This is a genomic window from Pseudomonas hormoni, from assembly GCF_018502625.1.
Lineage (GTDB): Bacteria > Pseudomonadota > Gammaproteobacteria > Pseudomonadales > Pseudomonadaceae > Aquipseudomonas > Aquipseudomonas hormoni.
Map to the genome: position 1 here is coordinate 1,600,756 of NZ_CP075566.1, position 19,550 is coordinate 1,620,305.

The window sequence follows — 19,550 nt, forward strand, 5'->3', positions numbered from 1 at the left end:
GGCTGCATCAGCACCGTAGACACAGATTAATAGGGTGCCCGAAAGGGAAAAAGCGGCTATAAAGCGTTTAACTGTCAACCAGAGTGTGACAATGAACCCGTTCGAAGATATGCGCATGTTTTGCCAGGTCATAGACTCCGGCAGCTTCACCGCTGCGGCTGATCAATTGGGGCTGTCCAAGCAATTCGTCAGCCGGCGTTTGATGCAACTTGAAGAGCGTCTGGGCGTGCGGCTGCTCAACCGTTCGACGCGGCGGCTGGACGTCACGCCGCTGGGCCAGAGTTACTACGAGTCCGCGTTGCGCCTGCTCGGCGAAGTCGAGCAAGTGGAGCAGGGCATCGCGGGCCAGACCACTGAACCGCGCGGCACCCTTCGCGTGAGTGCGCCGTTGTCGTTTGCGCTGGCGCACCTGGGCTGCCTGCTGCCGTTGTTCTTGCAGCGCTATCGCGATGTCACGGTGGAAGTGGACTTGAGCGATCGCCCGGTGGATTTGCTCGGTGAGGGCTACGACCTGGCGTTGCGCATTGGCACCCTCGAAGACTCGACACTGATCGCCCGACGCATCGCTTCCATCCAGCGGGTGTATTGCGCCAGCCCGGCTTACCTGGCCGAGCGTGGTACGCCGTTCAAACCTGAAGATTTACACACGCATGACTGCCTGCCCTACGGCCACGGGCGTCAGGTGCAATGGCGTTTTGAAGGGCAGGGCAAGCCGCTGGCGGTCAATGTCACCGGGCGGATGCGGGTCAACAACGGGGAGTTGCTAAAGGATGCGGCCATTGCCGGGATGGGGGTTACTTACCTGCCGACGTTCATTGTCGGGGCGGCATTGAGGGATGGCAGGCTGGTGCCGGTGCTGGACGAGTTTCGCCCGGAGCCGCTGACGTTGTCGGCGGTGTATCCGCAGCATCGCCAGAGTTCGCGACCTGTGCAGGCATTGATCGAGTTTTTGCGTGAGCGACTGGATCAGACTGAGGGTTCACGCGATCCCTTGTAGGAGCGAGGCTTGCCCGCGAAGGCGTCGTCACATTCAACACAGTCGTTGACTGATACGACGCCTTCGCGGGCAAGCCTCGCTCCTACAGGGATTGGTGTGGTTTGGGCATCAGCGGTGATCAGGACCTTTTGTCATCCCCCGGCTCGCCACCCACATGCACGCCATGGTCATCGCCGATTTCACCGGCGCGATGAACGCCGTGGTCATCACCGATTTCGCCGGCGCGATGAACGCCATGGTCATCACCGATTTCACCGGCATGATGAACGCCGCGGTTATGGCCAATTTCACCAGCATGATGAACCCCGTGATCATCACCCGGTTCAGCGTGGTTGCCGTTTCGCCCGGAGTTGGCCGAATGCCCGGAATTCCCCGAGCCATGGTCGTTGCCACTGTGACCGCTGCCATTTCCGCCATGACCATTGCCATCGCCGCCATGACCGCTGCCGTTGCCACCGTGACCACCGCCATTACCGCCACTGCCTCCGCCACCTCCGCTACCACCTCCGCCACCGCTACCACCGCCGCCGCCTCCACCACTCCCACCATCCTTGGCCAGAGCGCTCGATACGCCGGACAGGCTGTCCGGAATCAATACGGTAGACGCCGACAAAACCGCGCCAATCGCTACTGCCAGTAAAAGTTTGTTGATGTGCATGCCGTTCTCCGTCTTCTTGTTCGGGTTGGAACGTTGATGAACGATGCAACGTGCTGCTTGATTCAATGGGTGAACACCGCAACGCATCGGTTTATTCAGTTGCTACGTCGATGAACGATGAACGGTACGACCCGACCCTGTTCCAGGGGTTAGTGAATGCTCGAGGCCAGCTCGAAAATCGGGATGTACATCAGGATCACGATGACCCCGATCAACAGGCCGATGAAGGTCATGAGCAAGGGTTCAAACAGCCGCACGAACCATTCGATCCAGCGGCTGATTTCTTCGTCGTAGAAATCGGCGCTGCGCTCCATCATCTGCCCGAGGTTGCCGGACTGCTCGCCGGCGCGCAGCAAGCGCAGGGATACCGGGGTGACGAGGTGGTTGAGCTCCAGCGCGGCCGACAGCGACTGGCCTTCACGCACCCGTTCGCAGGCCTGGTCCAGGCGTACGCGGGAAGCGACGGTGAGCAGGCCGCGGACCATGCCCATGGCGGTGACGAGGGGGATGCCGCCCTGCAGCAGAATCCCCAGCGAGCGATAGAAGCGTGCCAGTTCGTACATGAAAATGCGTTGATGAACGGCCGGGAGTTTTTCGATCACCCGGTCCACGCCCCGGCGAAAGGCCGGTTGACGCTGGAGGAACGCGAGGGCAACGACGATTGCCGCCAGCGTGCCGAAGAATTCGCCCTGGTGGGCATGCAGGAACATCCCGCTGCTCATCAGGATTTGCGACAGCCACGGCAGGTTATTGCCCAGCCCTTCGAACACCAGGCTGAAGCGCGGCACCACATAGCCCATCAGAAACAACACCACGCCACCTCCCACCACCAGCAATAGCATGGGATAGATCGAAGCGCTGACGATCTTCTGTCGAACCTCGTCCATGCGCTGGCGATAGCTGACATAACGGCCCAAAGCATCGCCCACCGCGCCGGTCTTCTCGCTGGACTGCACCAGCGCCACGTAGAGAGGAGGGAACACCGCCGACAACTGGGCCAACGCCTGGGAGAATGATTTGCCCTCGTAGAGCAGGCGCACCAGTTCACTCAAGGTCTTGCGGGCCTGTGGCGCGGTTTCTTTTTCCGCCAGGCTTTCCAGCGCATCGATCAACGGCAGGCCCGCGTTAAGCAGGGTGGTCAGTTCCTGGCTGAACAGCACCAGGTTGAAGGTCTCACGCTTTTGCAATCGCAACGCACGCCAGTGCCGTTCGGCGTGCAGGCTGACCACTCGCAGGCCCTGGTCTTCGGCGATGCGCCGGGCTTCGCTGTCCCCTTGGGCCTCGACGGTCATCGCGACCACGCCGGCTTTGCCGACCGCCTTGAGATGAAAGCGCATGCTTGCCTCCCGTCACTGCCAACTGGTGACTTCGGCGTTTTCGCCTTCGCCGCCGGGTTGACCGTCCTTGCCCATGGACAACAGGTCGTATTCGCCGTTTTCGCCGGGGTAGCGGTAGGTGTAATTGCGGCCCCATGGGTCCTGCGGCAGTTTTTTCTGCAGGTAGGGGCCGGTCCAGCGGGTTTCGTCGCTGGGCGCGGTAATCAGCGCCTGCAAACCCTGTTCGGTCGACGGGTAATGGCCGACCTCCAGACGGTACAAATCCAGTGCCTTGCCCAGGCCTTCGATTTGCGCCTTGGCCACCTTCACTTCGGAGCGGCCCAACTGGGCAAAATACTTCGGCGCGACGATGCCGGCCAACAGCCCCAGCACCACCAGCACCACCAACAGCTCAAGCAGGGTGAACCCGCGCTGAACTCGCGGTGAACAGTGACGCGGTGCACTACACAAACGCTGATTCATGATGACCTCACACAGTCGGCAGAAGGGTCGCCATAGCGGCTCATGCAATTGCCATGCTCACCCTCGGGCATCTTTCTGCAACCCGTGAATTACGGGCCTTTGCGCATCCGGCACAGTGCTTGCGTATGGCTGCTCCACTACCGGCCATTGGGGCATTAGCCCCATTTTTCGGGGCCGGTCAGGGGAGACAAAAAAATGAAAACACTCACCACAGGGCTGCTCGGCTGCGTGTTGCTGGCAGGCGCAGCTCAGGCCGATGTGTTCGTTTCCGTGGACGCCAAGGGCAGCTACGTTCTGTCCAATGTCCACCGTCCCGGTCGCACCTATGAACGGGTGATTCGCGAGCCGGAGTCGTCGCTGGTCAGCCTCGATCAACAGCCCCAGATGATTGCCCGGCAACCCTACGCCGAGCTGGTCTCGGCGGCCGCCACGGCCAATGAATTACCCGCGGCGCTGTTGCATGCGGTGATCCAGGCCGAGTCCCATTACGACTCTGGCGCAACGTCAGCCAAAGGCGCGGGAGGGCTGATGCAATTGATGCCCGACACCGCCCGTGAGATGGGCGTGGCCAACGTCTACGACCCCAAGGCCAACATCCAGGGCGGGGCCAAATACCTCAAGCGCCTGATGACTCTGTTCGACAACGACATCGCCCTCGCCGTGGCGGCCTATAACGCCGGGCCGCAAGCGGTGCTCAGCCGTGGCGGGGTGATCCCCCCGTTCGCCGAAACCCAGCGTTATGTGCCGAGCGTGCTGCGCCAGTACCGCCGCTTGCAGGGCCTGGCCGTGGATGCGCCGCTGTGATTGGCAACAGTGGGGGAAACCTTCCCCACATGTGGGGAACGTCAAAAGATCTCAGGGGGTTGCCCGGAAACCGGGGAAGTGGGTGGGGAATATCCCCCGACTTATCAAGTCATTTACGTAACGGACTGAAAAATAACAAAAATATTAATGGCATGCGGATTGCTCAAGGGGATTTGTCGAGAATTATTCCCTGTGAGCAGTACCCACAGCGAGGCCCGCGATCATGACCGGCATCCCCCACGCCAATCACCTGGTTAACCTGCTGCTGTTTCTCGCGCCGATGCTGGGCGTCGAGATGGCCGAAGCCGCCGTACGCTGCGAGCGCAATCTGGTGGCGAACGTCGTGGCGCTGGACCAGCCGCTGATGTTCAACCGCCTCGGTGCGCAAAACGCTAACGGCATGATGTTCGCCCTGCGTCGCGATGTGGTCGATGACCATGACATGTCCCTGGCCCGCGGCGGTGCGGCCGTGCCGGGCAAAGTCTCCCTGCGGCCCGACAAGCGCCCGCGTCCATTGGTGCTGCGGGTGACGGCCGGTGATTGCCTGACCATCAACCTGCAGAATTTGCTCGCCTACCAGGCCAATCCCGGCTCGCATGAAGACGGTGACGAGGAAGAAGAAGGTGTCGAGAACGGCAACGCAGACGACTTCAAAGTCGATGAGCAGGTCACCGACCGCCACGTCGGCTTTCAGGTCAACGGTATGCAAGCAGTCAACAGCATCGACGACATTGCGTCCTTTACCGGGCGCAATGCCAACACCTTGATCCCGCCGGGCGCGACCCGTTCCTACACCTTGTATGCCGAACGCGAAGGCGCATTCGCCGCCAGTAGCCGCGGCGCGACCTTCGGTGGCGAAGGCGATGCAGGCAACGTGGCCAACGGCCTGTTCGGCGAAGTGGTGGTGGTGCCCAAGGGCGGTCGTACCTACCGCAACACCCTGACCGAAGAAGAAATGCGCCTGGCCAGTACCGGACGCACACCGGCCGGTCAACCGATTGTCGACTACCAGGCGCGCTACCCGCAGCGCGAACCGTGGATCCGTGAAGGCAAGGCCGGCACGCCGATCATCAACATGGTCGACGGCACCGAAATCATTTCCAGCGAGAGCGATGCGATCGTGATGGGCAGCAACGCCGATGGCAGCTTCCCGCCGTCGACCTATCCGCTGGAAGCCATTGGCAAACGCAACCCGGCGCTGCCCAACCGGCTGGAACCGTTCCGTGATTTCGCGTCGCAGTTCCAGGATGAAACCGCCGCGACCCAGGCATTTCCCGCGTACTGGGAAGACCCGGTCATGGCCCATGTGCTGGAGCCGACTCGCGACTCGTTCATGATCAATTACGGTTCCGGTGGCATGGGCGCCGAGGTGGTGGCCAACCGGCTGGGTGTAGGGCCGATGCACGATTGCCTGTCCTGCGCCTATGAGGAATTCTTCCTCAGCTCGCACACCGTCGGCGACGTGGCGATGCTGGTGGACGTGCCGGCCAACGCAGGCCTGGAAAACGTCCGCCCCGGTGAAACGCCGCGCGCCGATCAGGTCGGGGTGAAGGCGACCATGGCGCTGTATCCGTCCGAGCCGGCCAACGTCAACCACAGCTACATCGGCGACTTCGTCAAATTCCGCAATACCCACAACGGCCACGAGCAGCACATTTTCCACCTGCACGGGCACCAGTGGCTGTTCAACCCCAATGATGACAACTCCGACTATGTGGATGCCCAAGGCATCGGGCCGGGTGCCGGCTACACCTATGAAATCGCCAACGGCGGTTCGGGCAATCGCAACCGCGTCGCGGGCGATGCGATCTATCACTGCCACTTCTATCCGCACTTCGCCCAGGGCATGTGGAGCATGTGGCGGGTGCACGACGTGTTTGAAGAAGGCACCAAACTGGAGGTTTCCCAGCAGGGCACCGACGGTTATCACAGCGAACCTTACGCGCTGCGCAGCGGCAAACCGGCCGCTGGCGCCCGCGCCTTGCCCGATGGCGAGATCGTTGCCGGTACACCGATTCCGGCGGTCGTGCCGCTGCCGGGCAAAGCCATGGCGCCGATGCCGGGCAAGGTCGCGGTCGTGCCGAAAATCGGTCAGACCCTGGTGGCCGCCAACGACGACGATGATGAGGATGGCGACGACAGTGAGCATCAGGGCGGTGGCGTCCAGGCCATTGGCTCCCTGGCGCTGGTCGATCGCAGTGAAGCCAACCGCAATGCCGACGGCAGCCTGAAAAACCCGGGCTATCCGTTCTGGATCGGCGGCATGGAAAGTTCGGTCGGCCAACGCCCGCCAACCCCGCCGCTGGACATGCTCGACGCCGCCAAGGCCCAGGCCTTGAAGACCAGCGGCAAGGCCTTGTGGGCGAATCTCGACCCGGCGCAGTCCGGTGGTTGGGATGGCGGTCTCGGGCGTCACTCCCTCGACGGATTCTCTGCCGGTGGCGAAGCGCACACCGTCACCACTTCGCTGGATTTCTCCAAGGAAGTGACCCGCGCCAAACCGCTTTACCTGCCGGAAGAAGGCACCGAAGTCGAACAGGCAGCCATGGCCTTCCACGCGAAAAAAGACCACCCGAGCTTCGCCGTGCTGCCCGGTAATCAAGTTGTCGCGCGCGCCTTCCGCACTAACGGTGCGCTGCCCATCGCCGGTGCGCCTTTCTACGAACCGTGCATGGACGACCGGCAAAAACGTCTGACCAGCAGCGCCGGCATGGGCGAGTTTGCCAGCGGCGAACGGCTCGACGGCATGTCGTTCAGCGGGGCTTCGACGTTCACGGCTGACCGTCCACGGGTCTACAAAGCGGCGAACATCCAGTTTGACGCGGTGTACAACAAGGTCGGCTATCACTTCCCGCAAGCACGCATTCTGGCGCTCTGGGAAGACGCCTGGCCGGTGATCACCAAGCAGCGTCCGCCAGAACCTCTGGTGATGCGCATGAACACCTTCGACTGCGTGCAATACCAGCAAACCAACCTGGTGCCGGCTACCTATGAGATGGATGACTATCAGGTGCGCACGCCCACCGACGTGATCGGCCAGCACATCCACCTGCCGAAGTGGGACCTGACGGCGGCCGACGGCTCGGCCAACGGCTGGAACTACGAAGACGGCGTACTTTCCCCCGGTGCGGTGCAAGAACGCATCCACGCCATTCGCGAGTTCAACCAGTGCACGGGCAGCGACCCGCGTGACGGCACGGCGGCCTGCCCGAAAGCCAAAAATCACCCGTACTTCGGTCAGTATGGCCGGGCCGACTGGGTCGGTGCGCGCACCGCGATGCAGCGCTGGTTTGTCGATCCGGTGGTGAACGCCAAAGGCGTCGACCGTGGCCTGGGGACCATCTTCACCCACGATCACCTCGGCCCATCGACGCACCAACAGATTGGTCTGTACGCCACCGTGCTGGCTGAACCGGCCGGTTCCACCTGGTTCCACGCCGAAACCGGCGAGCCGTTGTACAGCGGCGCGCGGCAGGACGGTGGGCCGACGTCGTGGCAAGCAGTGGTGTCCACCGGTGACCTGGACGGTGACGGCAAGAACGACAGCTTCCGTGAGTTCTTCCTCGAATACAGCGACTTCCAGCATGCCTATGAAGCCGGTGTGTACGTCGGCGCTGGCCCGAATGGTGTGCCGAACCCGCAAGCGTTCCCGGCCACCGCGGACAGCTTCCGCTACGCGATCAACCCGCCGGTGCGCAATAACGCCAGCACCCTGCTGGACGGCATCCTCGAAGTACAGGGCGGCATGGTTCCTGGCTGCCCGACCCGGCCATGCCCGCAAGCGATCTCGGTCGATGACCCCGGCATGTTCGTGGTCAATTACCGCAACGAACCGCTGGCCCTGCGGGTGTACGACCCGTACAAGATCGGCCCGGACGGCAAGCGCGGCATGCAGGCTGACGGCCTCGGTGGCGACCTCGCGTACGCCCTGCAAAGCCGCACCGACCGCGCGATCCCGGCGATGAACCTGGCGCCGAACCTGATCACCGCGGCGACCGGCCCAACCGGCGGCAGCACTCTGTTCCCGCCGCACATCAACCGTGGCGGCGCCGAACCGGGGGATCCGTTCACGCCGATGCTGCGCACCTACACCGGTGACAACGTGCGCCTGCGGGTGCATGCCGGCGGTCACGAAGAAGAGCACAACGTGACCCTGCACGGCGTGAAATGGCTGCAAAGCGGTTCCGGTTACGGCAACAGCTCCAACTCCGGATGGCGCTCGTCGCAGATGATCGGGATTTCCGAGCAGATGGGCTTCAATGCGCCGGTCGCGATGATGTCCAGTTCAGCGGCGACGACGGGCGATTATCTGTACTCGATGGATGCTTCTCTGGAAGGCTATTGGAGCGGGATCTGGGGCGTGATGCGCAACTACACCGCACAACGCAATGATCTGTTCGCGTTGCCGAACAACCCGAAACCGGCCGGTATGCGCAACACGGTGGCCTTCGACGGCATCTGCCCTCGGATCAGCGCCAACCCCAACGGCATCGGCACCCGGCCGACGGTGCAGCGCAACTACGAAGTGGTCGCGGCCCTGGCCAATGACATTCTCGGCAACCCGCTGAACCTGACCCTCGGCGATCCGGCGGGGATCGGGCAACACGTGGGCGGGCCGTTGAATCCGGCGGGCGGCACCCTGGTGTTCAACTCGCGGAGGGTCAATATTCCGCAGGTCACCGTGGAAGACCCTGAAGACGGCGAAACCATCACCATCGGCGGGCAAAGCGGGCCATTGCATGACCCGACCGCGATCCTCTATGTGCGCAAGGCCGACCTCAATCCGGTCACCGGCAAGCTCAAGCCCGGCGTGCCTGTCGAACCCCTGGTGCTGCGCGCGACGGCAGGTGACTGCATCAACATCACTCTGGAAAACCGTCTGCCGATGGTCATGCCGGACCTCGTCCAGACGGCGGTGATGCAAGGCATGGTCAAGCGTGATCGCAACAGCGGCCAGGGCTCGACCACCTTCAGCAACAACCTGATGCGGCCGTCCAGTCACGTGGGGCTGCACGCGCAGTTGCTGGCGTACGACATCACCAAATCCGACGGCACCAACGTCGGTGCCAACCCGATCCAGACCGTACCACCACGGGTCGGCAGCAGCGGTGCGTACCCCAACCGTACTTATCAGTACTACGCCGGGCACCTGGAACGTGAAGGTAAACCGATCACCCAACTGGGCCGCAGCGTCGACAACATCAACGCCACGGCGGTGGAGTTCGGCGGGCTGAATTTCACCCCGGCGGACGTGATCAAGCAACCGCAGAAAGGTCTGGGCGGTGCGATGAGCATCCTGCCGATCGGCGCCACCTGGGTTGAAGATGCGCGCAAGACGAACGCGACCGTCACCGCACCGGGGCAGACCACTTACCGCGACTTTGCGATGGTCTGGCAGAAAGCGTTGAACATCCGCTGGGCCAACGGCCGGCCGGTGGAAGGCATCGCCGCGGAAGGCTTCGGCGTACCGACCGATCCACAGGACAACTCGAGCATGGCCATCAACTACAAGGCCGAGCCGCTGTGGTATCGCTTTGGCCTGGCGCCGGATGCACCGTTCGGCCACGCCGACGGCGCGGGTTACGGCGACATGCCCAACGCGCACATGGCGTACAGCAATGCGCTGGTGGGGGGCGATCCGCAGACGCCGGTGCTGTACGTGAAACCGGGGCAGCCGTTCCGCACGCACATCCTGATGCCCACCGGTGGCAGCCGCGGCACGACCTTCCAGCTCGACGGGCATGTCTGGTCGGTCAACCCGTTCCAGTCGGAGAAGAGCGACACCGGGGGTTACCCGATGAGTACGCCGGGCGTGGGTTCGGTGCGGTTCGGCTACAACCCGATGTCGATGTACATCGGCGCCCACGAAAGCATCCTGCCGGCAGCGCATTTCAGCTTCATGCACCCGAGCGCCGGGGGCAGCAACGCGATACCGGGCGACTACCTGTTCCGCGATTACGCCGCCTACGGCAACACCGCCGGGTTGTGGGGATTGCTGCGGGTGACCAATGAACCAGAACCGGCCCCGGCGCCGTAGACGCGAGACATAGTGTGGCGAGGGAGCTTGCTCCCGCTGGGTCGCGAAGCGGCCCTATAAATGGGACTGCTGCGCCCGAGCGCGGACCGGTCCAGCGGGAGCAAGCTCCCTCGCCACAGGACCGGTGTGACGCGTAACTGAGGGGAGATGCGTTATGAACAGAACAATAAAAATTGCCAGTTGTGCGTTGATTGTCGGGATTGCGCTGATCTGGCTCGGCGTCTGGCGCACGACACCGGCGACCCTGCTCAGTGAAGTGGATCTGCCCGACACCTGGAGCAGCCAGAAGCTTGAACGCGACGGTGTGTCGGTAGAGCTGGAACTGCGGCCATTGGCCGAGGACGGCGTGTTGCGCGAAGGCGAGTTTGCCGACGTGCTCTTCCGGGTCAGTGACAGCACGTCGGGCCAACCCCTTTCCGGCGTCAATCCCGGTGCCTGGCTGGACCCGGAAACCGTCGCCGCCGATCAGGCCCAGGGCCGTGAACGGAGCTGCAAATCCCGGGTTGGGGTGTTCCTTAAATCGAGCATCGGCGCGCGTCCGCTGCTCGACCTGAACAGCTACTTCCTGCTGGTGATGAACCGCGATGCCAGTGTCTCGGTGGTCGATCCGTCGGTCTCGGTGGGAGGCATCACCAGCACCCTGTCGCGCATCGACATCAAGCAGCCGCCGATGGATTGGGTCACCCGCAAGGACAACAAACGCGTGTTCATCTCCATGCCCACCGCCGGCGAAGTGGCGGTGATCGACAGCGAGCAATTCAAGCTGATCGACTCGGTCAGCGCCGGCAGCCAGCCGGTGCGCCTGGCCTTGCAACCCGACGAGCGCCTGCTGTGGGTCGGCAACAATGCGGCGAAAGCTGAAGCGTCCGGCGTCACGGTGATCGACAGCCAAAGCCTGAAGCCCCTTAAACACCTGGCGACCGGCCGCGGGCATCACGAAATCGCTTTCAGCAAGGACAGCCGCTACGCCTTCGTCAGCAACCGCGACGACGGCACGCTGAGCATCATCGACATCGCCAGCCTGACCATCAGCAAGCAACTCAAGACCGGTTCGAACCCGTTGTCGGTGGCGTACTCGCCGCTGTCCCAGGCGGCGTATGTCGCTGACGGCAAGGACGGCACCGTCACCGTGGTCGATGGCGCCAGCCTCGACGTGCGCCGTGTGATCAAAATCAAACAGGGCCTGGGCCCGATGGGTTTCAGCGCAGACGGTCGTTTCGGCATCGTGCTCAACACGCTGGAGAACCAGGCTGCCGTGATCGACGCTGCCACCGATTCGCTGATCCATGAGCTGGACGTGTCAGCCGAACCCTACCAGGTGGTGTTCACCAAGGCCTACGCCTACGTGCGCGGACTGGCGTCGCCCAAGGTGACGATGGTCAACCTGTCGTCGCTGGGCGAGGGCCGCACGCCGATCAGCCAGGGTTTCGAAGCCGGGCCGCAGGCGCCACGGCTGGCCGGCGATTTACCGCTGGCGTCGAGCCTCGCGGTGTCGCGGGACGACAACGCGGTGTTCGTGGTCAATCCGGTGGACAACACCACCTATTTTTACGCCGAAGGCATGAACGCGCCGATGTCCGGCTACCCCAATCGCGGGCAGGTGGCGCGGGCGGCCATGGTCATCGATCGCAGCCTGCGCGAAGTCGAGCCGGGGCTGTTCGGTGCGCGGATCAAGCTACCTGACGCCGGGCGTTTCGACGTGGCGTTCCTGCTCAATCAACCCAATATCATCCATTGCTTCACCGCGCTGGTTGAACCGGACAAAAGCCTCACCCGGCACCCTGGCGTGCCGAAAGTCGAGTTCATGCTCGACAAGTCCACAGCGGTCCTCGACCGTCCTTACACCGTGCGCTTTCGCATCGTTCAAGGCCAGCAAAAGGCGCAGCGCAGCGGCGTGAAGGATGTTCAGGTGCGCTACTTCCGCGCCCCGACGTCGCGGGCTCGGGAAGTCGCCGCGCTCGAAGTGGGCAACGGTATCTATGAAGCGCCAGTGACCCTCGACAAGCAGGGCGCCTGGTATCTGCACGTGCGCGCCGCATCCCTCGGCGCGAGTTTCGACGACAAGACTTTTGCCAGCGTTCGGGTCCTGCCCGGCGATGCCCACTGAAGAGGAAATCGACATGAACCGATTCGCACACCGTGGACTGCTGACGTTCTGCCTGTTGGCCGCCGGTATCGGGCAAGCCCTGGCGCACTCGGCGGATGAACACGCCGGGCACGACATGCCGGCCAAAAGCGCCAGCTCGGAAAGTACCCAGGTCAAATTCGCCGACGTAACGCTGATGGACCAGAACGGCCAACCGGTGCGTCTGGAAAAAGACCTGGTGACCAACAAAATCGTGGTCATGAGTTTCATCTACACCAACTGCACCACGGTGTGCCCGGTGGTGTCGTCGATCATGGGCAAAGTGCAGAAAAAGCTGGGTGCACGGGTGGGCACCGAGGTGCAGCTGGTGTCGATCAGCATCGACCCGCAGCGCGATGACGCCAGGCGCCTGAACGATTACGCCCGCACCTTTCAGAACGGTCCGGGCTGGAGCTGGCTGACCGGCAGCTCGCAATCGATCAACGCCACCCTCAAAGGCCTCGGCACCTTCAGCGGTGATTTCAAAAACCATCAACCACTGATTCTCGTCGGCGACGGCAACAGCCGCCACTGGACGCGCTATTACGGTTTCACCGACCCCGCCGTGCTGACTCGTGAAGTGGAAAAACTCAGCGGCCAGCGCAACACCCACGCCAAGCACACCGCCATAGCCATGGAGCAGCAGCCATGAGAGCCCTCGACTGGATCACCCTGACGGTGTGCTTCTGGATTTTCAGCGCGATGGCATTTGCTCACGAAGGGCACGAGGAACCCGCCCCGGCGATGGCTGCCGCACAACCGGCGACCGGTACGCGGGATGCGAAAACCTGGTTCACCGACACACCGTTGCAGGACCAGAATGGCGATACCCTGCGTTTCTACAGCGATGCGTTGCACAACCGCGTGGTGCTGCTGAACGTGATTTTCACCCGTTGCAACGATGCCTGCCCGCTGATCACCCGCAAGCTCAAGGAAGTGCGTGAGTTGCTGGGGGACCAGGCGGACGGTATCACTTTTATCTCCCTTACCAGTGATCCGCTGCGGGACACCCCGGCGGTACTCAAGGCTTACACCTTGAAGCAGGGCGTCGATGGCCCCCACTGGCTTTTTCTCACCGGCGACAAGGCGCAAATGGACCTTGTACTCGGCCGTATCGGCCAGATCGTGCCGACCCCCGAGCAACATTCAACACAGCTGATCGTAGGTGACGTGGCCAACAAACGCTGGAGCAAAATCCGCCCCGATGCCCCGGCCGCCGCCATTGCCCAGCGCTTGCAGTTGCTGACAATGCCCGTGGCCGGTCGCTGAGACCGCACCATGAAAGCCTCCCTGATCCTCGGCCTGCTCCTGATCGGCAGTCTTCATTGCGCCGCCGATACGTTGCCCTTGAGCCCTGACGAAAGCGCCGGCAAACGGTTGTACCGCGAGGGCGTGTCGAGTAGCGGCGAGCCGATCATGGCCCGGGTCGGGGCGGCGGGCATGCTGCTGCCGGCCACCAGCCTGCCGTGCGCCAACTGCCACGGCACCGATGGTTTGGGCCGGCCCGAGGGCGGGGTGCGACCGCCGGAACTGAGCTGGTCGCGGCTGACCAGCACCTACGGCCAACGGCAAATCAATGGCCGCAACTACCCGGCGTACACCGAAGGCACCCTGGCGCGGGCGATCCGGGAGGGGCGCGATCCCGGCAACAATCACCTCGACCCGGCGATGCCGCGGTTCGTGCTGTCGATGAACGATCAGCGCAACCTCACGGCCTACCTCAAACGCCTGGCCGATGAGCGCGATCCGGGCCTGACGCCTGACAGCCTGCACCTGGGCACGCTGTTGCCCAGTCAGGGCGCGTTGGCGGAGGAGGGCGCGACGGTGGCCGCGGTGCTCAACGGCAGCGTGGCACGAATCAACAAGGCGGGGGGGATTCATGGTCGGCAGTTGCGCCTGACGATCCTCGATCCGGGGCCGGACCGTATCAGTGCCGAGCGGGCGCTGGATCAGTTGATCGATCAGGCGCAGGTGTTTGCCCTGATCGCGCCACTGGCACCGGCACTCGACACGCAACTGGTTTCGCGTCTGGAGCAGGCGGGCATTCCGCTGATCGGCCCGCTCTCGTTGCAGGGCACGGCGCAGAGCAGTCGGCAGATTTTTGAACCGATGCCGGGGGTGCGCGAACAACTTATCGCCCTTGCCGATTACGCCTCCGCCAGTTTGCGCGTACTCCAGGGCCCGACGCTGATTACCTATACCGAAGATCCCGGTCAACGACTGGCGGCGCAGACCCTCAGCCAGTACCTGCAAGATCACGCCTGGAAAAATGTCAGCCTGAAGGCCTATGACTCGGCACAGGACGAACTGCCGCTGGGCTCGCGCTCAGTGTTTTACCTGGGCTGCGGTGCCGATTTCAGCCACCTCGCCGAGCGGTTGCAGACGGCGGGGCAGGTTCCATACCTGTTCGCCATGTCGAATCAGGTGGCGGGTGACCTTTTACAAGTGCCCAGCGGTTTTTCCCGGCGGGTGTTCTTGTCCTATCCATTCGTGCCCAGCGACTGGACCCTGGCCGGACGCCTGGCCCTGACCCAACTGCGTGAACAGCAGGGGCTTGGCGGCCAGCACGCGGTGCTGCAGGTCGGCGCGTTCAGTTCGATGCTGCTGCTCAGCGAAGGCATGAAGCAGGCCGGGCGCGACGCCAGCCGCGAGAAGCTGATCAATGCGCTGGAAGGCCTGCATGACTTCGATACCGGGCTGACTCCGCGCATCAGCTTCGGACCGGGCCGACGCCTGGGCCTGAGCGGCGCGCATATCGTCACCGTGGACTTGCCCGACCAGCGCTTCTACCTGGTCGCGCCTTACAAGCCCATTACCGCGACACCCTGACCGGAGGTCTCGATCATGAAGCTCAAGACTCTGTTGATCCTGCTGACCCTGTGGCTGCCCGTGGCATTTGGCAGCAACGGCCCGGTGGCCGCGCGGGTCAATGGCGAGGAAATTTCCGAGTTTCGCCTCGAGCGTTACTTCGCCGAGTACCTGGAGGATCAGGGCCGGGCGCTGGGCAGCATTCGCAATCCCACGGCGTACAAGCAATTGCGCCAGAAGGCGCTGGACGCGTTGATCGACCGCGAGTTGCTGTGGCAGGAAGCGGTCAGGCGCGGGGTGGTGATCAACGATGCCGCGGTGCAAAGCCAGGTTGAACAGACCCGGCAGGCTATTGGCGGTGCCGAGACATTCGCTCGTCGTCTGGAGGACGCCGGTTTCGACGAGGCCGGTTTTGTCGAATACACCCGCCGTGAGCTCGCGGCCCGGCAGGTGTTTGCCGAGCTGACCACCGTCGACGGGCCGGACGAAAAACAGGTCCGGGCCTTCTATGAAGAACACCGCGCCGAGATGCGCCGGCCCGAAGCCGTGCAGGCGCGGCACATCCTGATCAAGGTGCCGCAGGATGCCGATGCCGCCACAGTCGAAGCGGCACGGCTACGCTTGGTCGACATGCAAGTGAAAATCAGCCAGGGCGCCGACTTTGCCAGCGTGGCCCGGACCGGTTCGGAAGATGCGTCCGCGAGCGAAGGTGGAGATCTGGGCTATTTTCCTCGTGGACGAATGTTGCCCGATTTCGAAACGGCAGCCTTTGCCCTGGCGCCGGGTACGGTGAGTGAACCTGTTCGCACACCGCTGGGCTGGCACTTGATCTCTGTACAGAACCACTTGGAGACGGCCGATGTCTCAGAGCAACAGGGACTTGAACGGGTTCGGGCGTACCTTGCCCGACAGCAACAGGCCGAGGTTCGTCTTCAGGTTCTGGCGCAGCTGCGATCGCGCAATCGAATCGAACGGATTGACGATGACTGAAGGTTCCCCCCCAATAGTGGGGAAAGCTTTAGCGCAAATCCGTGTGCTTCCCCGCCTTTGGGGGCGAGGGGTGCCTGGACGAAAAGGCTTTTCCATGGATATCAATTACATGCAGCGGTAAATCAGCCGGTGCTCAGCCTGGCATGAAGTGTGCGTTAGCCTCAGTAAGGCGCGCACTTCACCAGGCTCGGAACTCGGACCTGCGGTTTCAAGGAGTCCACCTTGTTAAACAAAGTACTGGTTGTCGAAGACGAAGAGCTTCTTGCCGAAAACCTCAAGGATTACCTTCAGGCGCAAGAACTGGACGTCCGGATTGCACATGACGGTGCGACGGGTATCGGTGAAGCCGAACAGTTTGCACCCGATGTGATGGTGTTCGATTACCGCTTGCCCGATATGGAAGGTTTTGAGGTGCTCGATGCCGTCCGCCAGAACAGGAAGTGCCATTTTGTGCTGATTACCGGGCACCCAACCGCTGAAGTCTGTGAGCGGGCCCGGCAACTGGGAGTCAGCCATATCCTGTTCAAACCGTTTCCATTGGCGGAGCTGGCCCGTGCAGTCTGTGACCTTCTGGGAATGGAGCGCGAACTCAAGGCAGGCATGAGCCGATCCGAAGGTTTTGTCGAACGACGCCAGAGCAAGACCGAGAGTTTCCCGCTGCAGTTGTACGATGGCAGTTGGGTGCTGGCGGATCGTCGACGCAGTTCATCGACCTCCAGGGCACCGGACGACGAACAATTGCTCACCGGGGAGTAGTGGCGCGACAAGCCGTTCCGGTGACCGCCGTAATTGCTCGCCGCGTCGACAGGGCTCAAAGCCCCCGGCGTTGGAGAGCAAGCCATGGATCGTCTATCCCTTGCCGTCGAACCGGCGCAGTCGGAATGTGTACCGTCTCGCTTTTCCAGTGAGCAACTGTCCCAGGCACGATCGCTGGCCGCCAGTTCCGGCGAACGTATGCTTGAAGCCCTTGGGGTCCTGAGCGAACTGGCCCCCATGCCCTTCATCCAGCGCCTCGGCGCAACCCTGCATTACCCGGTGCTCGACACCGACAGCCTGTTCAAGGCCACCCCGGTGTTCGACCGGGTCACCCTGGCCCAATGCCTCAAGCGCGAATTCATCCTGCTGCGCCACGACGATGCGGTCATCGGTGTGTTTGCTGACCCCTTCGATACGTCGCGCCTGGCCTGGATCGATGACTGTCTGCACGGTGCGCCGCTGTACCTGGTGCATGCCGACGACCTGAAGGCGTATCTGGCGCGCCACGAAGAGAGCTTCCATGCCGTGGAATCGCTCAACGCCCAGGCGGACGCCAACATTGAAATCGATACCCTGCAAAGCCTGTCCCTGACCAGCATCAGCGAAGACGCCAGCGTCGTCGTCAAACTGGTCAACTCGACCCTGTACGACGCCTTGAAAATGCACGCCAGCGATATCCATTTGGGCACCACTGGCAGCGGTCTGGTGATCAAGTACCGCATCGACGGCGTGCTCAACAACATCAGCAAGATCCAGGGCAGCGAGTTTGCCGAACAGGTGATTTCCCGGGTCAAGGTCATGGCCGAACTGGACATCGGCGAGAAACGCGTGCCTCAGGACGGTCGCTTCAAGATCGGCATCAGTGGTCGGCAGATCGACTTCCGGGTCTCGATCATGCCGAGCATTTTCGGCGAAGACGCGGTGCTGCGGGTGCTCGACAAGCAGGACCTGGCGGACAAGGTCTGCGGCGTGCAGTTGCAAGCGCTGGGCTTTGAAGACGAAACCCTGCGCCAACTGCGCAGGCTGGCCGCCGAACCCTACGGCATGGTGCTGGTGACCGGTCCCACCGGCAGCGGCAAAACCACCACGCTGTACGCGATGATCACCGAGATCAACCACGGCGTGGACAAGATCATCACCATTGAAGATCCGGTGGAATACCAGTTGCCGGGCGTCCTGCAAATTCCGGTCAACGAGAAGAAAGGCCTGACCTTCGCTCGGGGTCTGCGCTCGATCCTGCGCCATGACCCGGACAAGATCATGGTCGGTGAAATCCGCGACCCCGATACCGCGCAGATCGCCGTGCAATCGGCGCTCACCGGGCACCTGGTGTTCACCACCATCCACGCCAACAACGTGTTCGACGTGATCGGCCGTTTCACCCAGATGGAAATCGACCCCTACAGCCTCGTCTCCGCGCTCAATGCCGTGCTGGCCCAGCGCTTGATCCGCCTGGTCTGCACCACGTGCAGCGCGCCGAGTCACCCGACTGACGATGAATTGCGCGCCTCGGGCCTTGATCCGCATAACGTCGATCACTATCGCTTCGTTCACGGCAAGGGTTGCGGCCATTGCCGGGGCACCGGTTATCGCGGGCGCACGGCGATTGCCGAACTGCTGCACCTGGACGACGAGCTGCGGCAGATGATCGTCGAGCGCCAACCGATTTCGAAAATCAAGGTCCATGCGTGCAAACGTGGCTTGCGCCTGCTGCGCGAGTCGGCGCTGGAACTGGTTGCAGAGGGGCGGACCACGCTCGAGGAGATCAATCGTGTCACTTTTGTCTCGTGATCGTTTTGTCGCCGTCATCGGCGCCAGTGGTATCGGCCTCGGTCAACGCCGTGGCAGCGAAACCCTGTGGCTGGGCAGCGTCGGATTTATCGACGAAGGCTTTCACGCCTGGGCAGTGGCGCTGGACACCCTCGACCATCTGCTGTCCGACCACACCCGTGCCGGTGCCGAGTTGAGAGTGGTGATTTCCGGGCACTTCAGCCGCTTCTGCCTGGTGCCCTGGAGCGAACAGATCAGCAGTCCCGACGAGTTGATCGGCTTTGCCCGGCTGTGCTTCGAAGACCTTTACGGTACGCCGGCTCAACCCTGGAGCCTGGTGCTCTCGGCAGAGCCGGCGGGCTACGACCGGATCGCCTGTGCGTTGCCGCAGGAATTGCTCGGGCGTCTGCGCACACTGGTCAGCGCCCGTGGCCTGCGCTTGCGTTCGGTGCAGCCGTACCTGATGGCGGCGTTCAACCACTTCGATAAAAGTCTCGATACCGGCAACTTCCTGTTCGTGGTCGCTGAACCGGTGCGCAGCGTGTTGCTGCTGGCACGGGAAGGCCGCTGGACTTCGGTGCGTTCGGTGGGCAGCAGCGACAGCGACGCCGCACTGACCGCACTGATCGGCCGCGAAAGCCAATTGCAGGCCTCCACCAGCGAGCGGCCATTGAACGTCTACCTGCATGCCCCTGCGCGCATCGATGTGCAGCCCGACGTACCCGACGTGCATTTGCGCACCCTTGAAGAAGGCCGGACACCCGTACGCGATTGCCTGTACGTCATGTCCCGGGCGGTGGCCTGAG

General features: G+C 62.7%; 14 protein-coding genes. 11 read left to right on the plus strand and 3 right to left on the minus strand.

Annotated features, from left to right (window positions below):
- Positions 1-91 precede the first annotated feature (91 nt).
- Positions 92-997, plus strand: coding sequence for a LysR family transcriptional regulator (locus tag KJF94_RS07565; RefSeq protein ID WP_214382305.1), 906 nt, complete (start codon positions 92-94; stop codon positions 995-997).
- A gap of 118 nt (positions 998-1,115) precedes the next feature.
- On the opposite strand, the gene KJF94_RS30050 is transcribed toward KJF94_RS07565, so the two are convergent.
- The 3 genes from KJF94_RS30050 to gspG all read right to left on the minus strand — a co-directional run bounded on the left by KJF94_RS30050 (position 1,116) and on the right by gspG (position 3,454).
- Positions 1,116-1,655 carry a hypothetical protein gene (locus KJF94_RS30050; RefSeq protein ID WP_250548232.1) on the minus strand — a complete coding sequence of 180 codons (540 nt, stop codon included), beginning with the start codon at positions 1,653-1,655 and terminating at the stop codon, positions 1,116-1,118.
- A 149-nt stretch (positions 1,656-1,804) separates the two neighbouring features.
- The gene (locus KJF94_RS07575) at positions 1,805-2,992 is read right to left on the minus strand and encodes a type II secretion system F family protein (RefSeq protein ID WP_214382309.1); all 1,188 of its coding nucleotides are present in this window, start codon (positions 2,990-2,992) and stop codon (positions 1,805-1,807) included.
- Positions 2,993-3,004: 12 nt separating this feature from the next.
- Entirely contained in the window at positions 3,005-3,454 is a 450-nt protein-coding gene (gspG, locus tag KJF94_RS07580; RefSeq protein WP_214382311.1) for a type II secretion system major pseudopilin GspG, read from the minus strand.
- A 195-nt stretch (positions 3,455-3,649) separates the two neighbouring features.
- Here gspG and KJF94_RS07585 point away from each other — a divergent pair, with 195 nt between their 5' ends.
- From KJF94_RS07585 to KJF94_RS07630, 10 genes are all read left to right on the plus strand, one after another.
- Positions 3,650-4,258: a lytic transglycosylase domain-containing protein gene (locus tag KJF94_RS07585; RefSeq protein WP_214382313.1), complete on the plus strand. Its 609-nt coding sequence runs from the start codon at positions 3,650-3,652 to the stop codon at positions 4,256-4,258.
- Positions 4,259-4,481: 223 nt separating this feature from the next.
- Entirely contained in the window at positions 4,482-10,295 is a 5,814-nt protein-coding gene (gene mnxG, locus KJF94_RS07590; protein ID WP_214382315.1) for a manganese-oxidizing multicopper oxidase MnxG, read from the plus strand.
- A gap of 154 nt (positions 10,296-10,449) precedes the next feature.
- The gene (locus KJF94_RS07595) at positions 10,450-12,402 is read left to right on the plus strand and encodes a YncE family protein (protein WP_214382317.1); all 1,953 of its coding nucleotides are present in this window, start codon (positions 10,450-10,452) and stop codon (positions 12,400-12,402) included.
- 13 nt (positions 12,403-12,415) lie between these two features.
- On the plus strand, positions 12,416-13,072 hold the full coding sequence (locus KJF94_RS07600; RefSeq protein WP_214382319.1) for an SCO family protein: 657 nt from the start codon (positions 12,416-12,418) through the stop codon (positions 13,070-13,072).
- Positions 13,069-13,689 carry an SCO family protein gene (locus tag KJF94_RS07605; protein WP_214382321.1) on the plus strand — a complete coding sequence of 207 codons (621 nt, stop codon included), beginning with the start codon at positions 13,069-13,071 and terminating at the stop codon, positions 13,687-13,689. The genes KJF94_RS07600 and KJF94_RS07605 overlap by 4 nt, the downstream gene beginning before the upstream one ends.
- A 9-nt stretch (positions 13,690-13,698) precedes the next feature.
- Positions 13,699-15,249, plus strand: a complete 1,551-nt coding sequence (locus KJF94_RS07610) for a cytochrome c/ABC transporter substrate-binding protein (RefSeq protein ID WP_214382323.1) — start codon at positions 13,699-13,701, stop codon at positions 15,247-15,249.
- Between the two features lie 15 nt (positions 15,250-15,264).
- Positions 15,265-16,218 carry a peptidylprolyl isomerase gene (locus KJF94_RS07615; RefSeq protein ID WP_214382325.1) on the plus strand — a complete coding sequence of 318 codons (954 nt, stop codon included), beginning with the start codon at positions 15,265-15,267 and terminating at the stop codon, positions 16,216-16,218.
- Positions 16,219-16,440: 222 nt separating this feature from the next.
- The gene (locus KJF94_RS07620; RefSeq protein WP_214382327.1) at positions 16,441-16,974 is read left to right on the plus strand and encodes a response regulator; all 534 of its coding nucleotides are present in this window, start codon (positions 16,441-16,443) and stop codon (positions 16,972-16,974) included.
- A gap of 84 nt (positions 16,975-17,058) precedes the next feature.
- Positions 17,059-18,765, plus strand: coding sequence for a GspE/PulE family protein (locus KJF94_RS07625; protein WP_214382329.1), 1,707 nt, complete (start codon positions 17,059-17,061; stop codon positions 18,763-18,765).
- Positions 18,746-19,549, plus strand: a complete 804-nt coding sequence (locus tag KJF94_RS07630) for a hypothetical protein (RefSeq protein ID WP_214382331.1) — start codon at positions 18,746-18,748, stop codon at positions 19,547-19,549. The genes KJF94_RS07625 and KJF94_RS07630 overlap by 20 nt, the downstream gene beginning before the upstream one ends.
- Position 19,550: the final 1 nt, after the last annotated feature.

Bases quoted from the DNA above. Each gene is read 5' to 3' on its own strand.
- KJF94_RS07565 (WP_214382305.1), top strand. From the start codon at position 92: ATGAACCCGTTCGAAGATATGCGCATGTTTTGCCAGGTCATAGACTCC.
- KJF94_RS30050 (WP_250548232.1), bottom strand. From the start codon at position 1,655: ATGCACATCAACAAACTTTTACTGGCAGTAGCGATTGGCGCGGTTTTG.
- KJF94_RS07575 (WP_214382309.1), bottom strand. From the start codon at position 2,992: ATGCGCTTTCATCTCAAGGCGGTCGGCAAAGCCGGCGTGGTCGCGATG.
- gspG (WP_214382311.1), bottom strand. From the start codon at position 3,454: ATGAATCAGCGTTTGTGTAGTGCACCGCGTCACTGTTCACCGCGAGTT.
- KJF94_RS07585 (WP_214382313.1), top strand. From the start codon at position 3,650: ATGAAAACACTCACCACAGGGCTGCTCGGCTGCGTGTTGCTGGCAGGC.
- mnxG (WP_214382315.1), top strand. From the start codon at position 4,482: ATGACCGGCATCCCCCACGCCAATCACCTGGTTAACCTGCTGCTGTTT.
- KJF94_RS07595 (WP_214382317.1), top strand. From the start codon at position 10,450: ATGAACAGAACAATAAAAATTGCCAGTTGTGCGTTGATTGTCGGGATT.
- KJF94_RS07600 (WP_214382319.1), top strand. From the start codon at position 12,416: ATGAACCGATTCGCACACCGTGGACTGCTGACGTTCTGCCTGTTGGCC.
- KJF94_RS07605 (WP_214382321.1), top strand. From the start codon at position 13,069: ATGAGAGCCCTCGACTGGATCACCCTGACGGTGTGCTTCTGGATTTTC.
- KJF94_RS07610 (WP_214382323.1), top strand. From the start codon at position 13,699: ATGAAAGCCTCCCTGATCCTCGGCCTGCTCCTGATCGGCAGTCTTCAT.
- KJF94_RS07615 (WP_214382325.1), top strand. From the start codon at position 15,265: ATGAAGCTCAAGACTCTGTTGATCCTGCTGACCCTGTGGCTGCCCGTG.
- KJF94_RS07625 (WP_214382329.1), top strand. From the start codon at position 17,059: ATGGATCGTCTATCCCTTGCCGTCGAACCGGCGCAGTCGGAATGTGTA.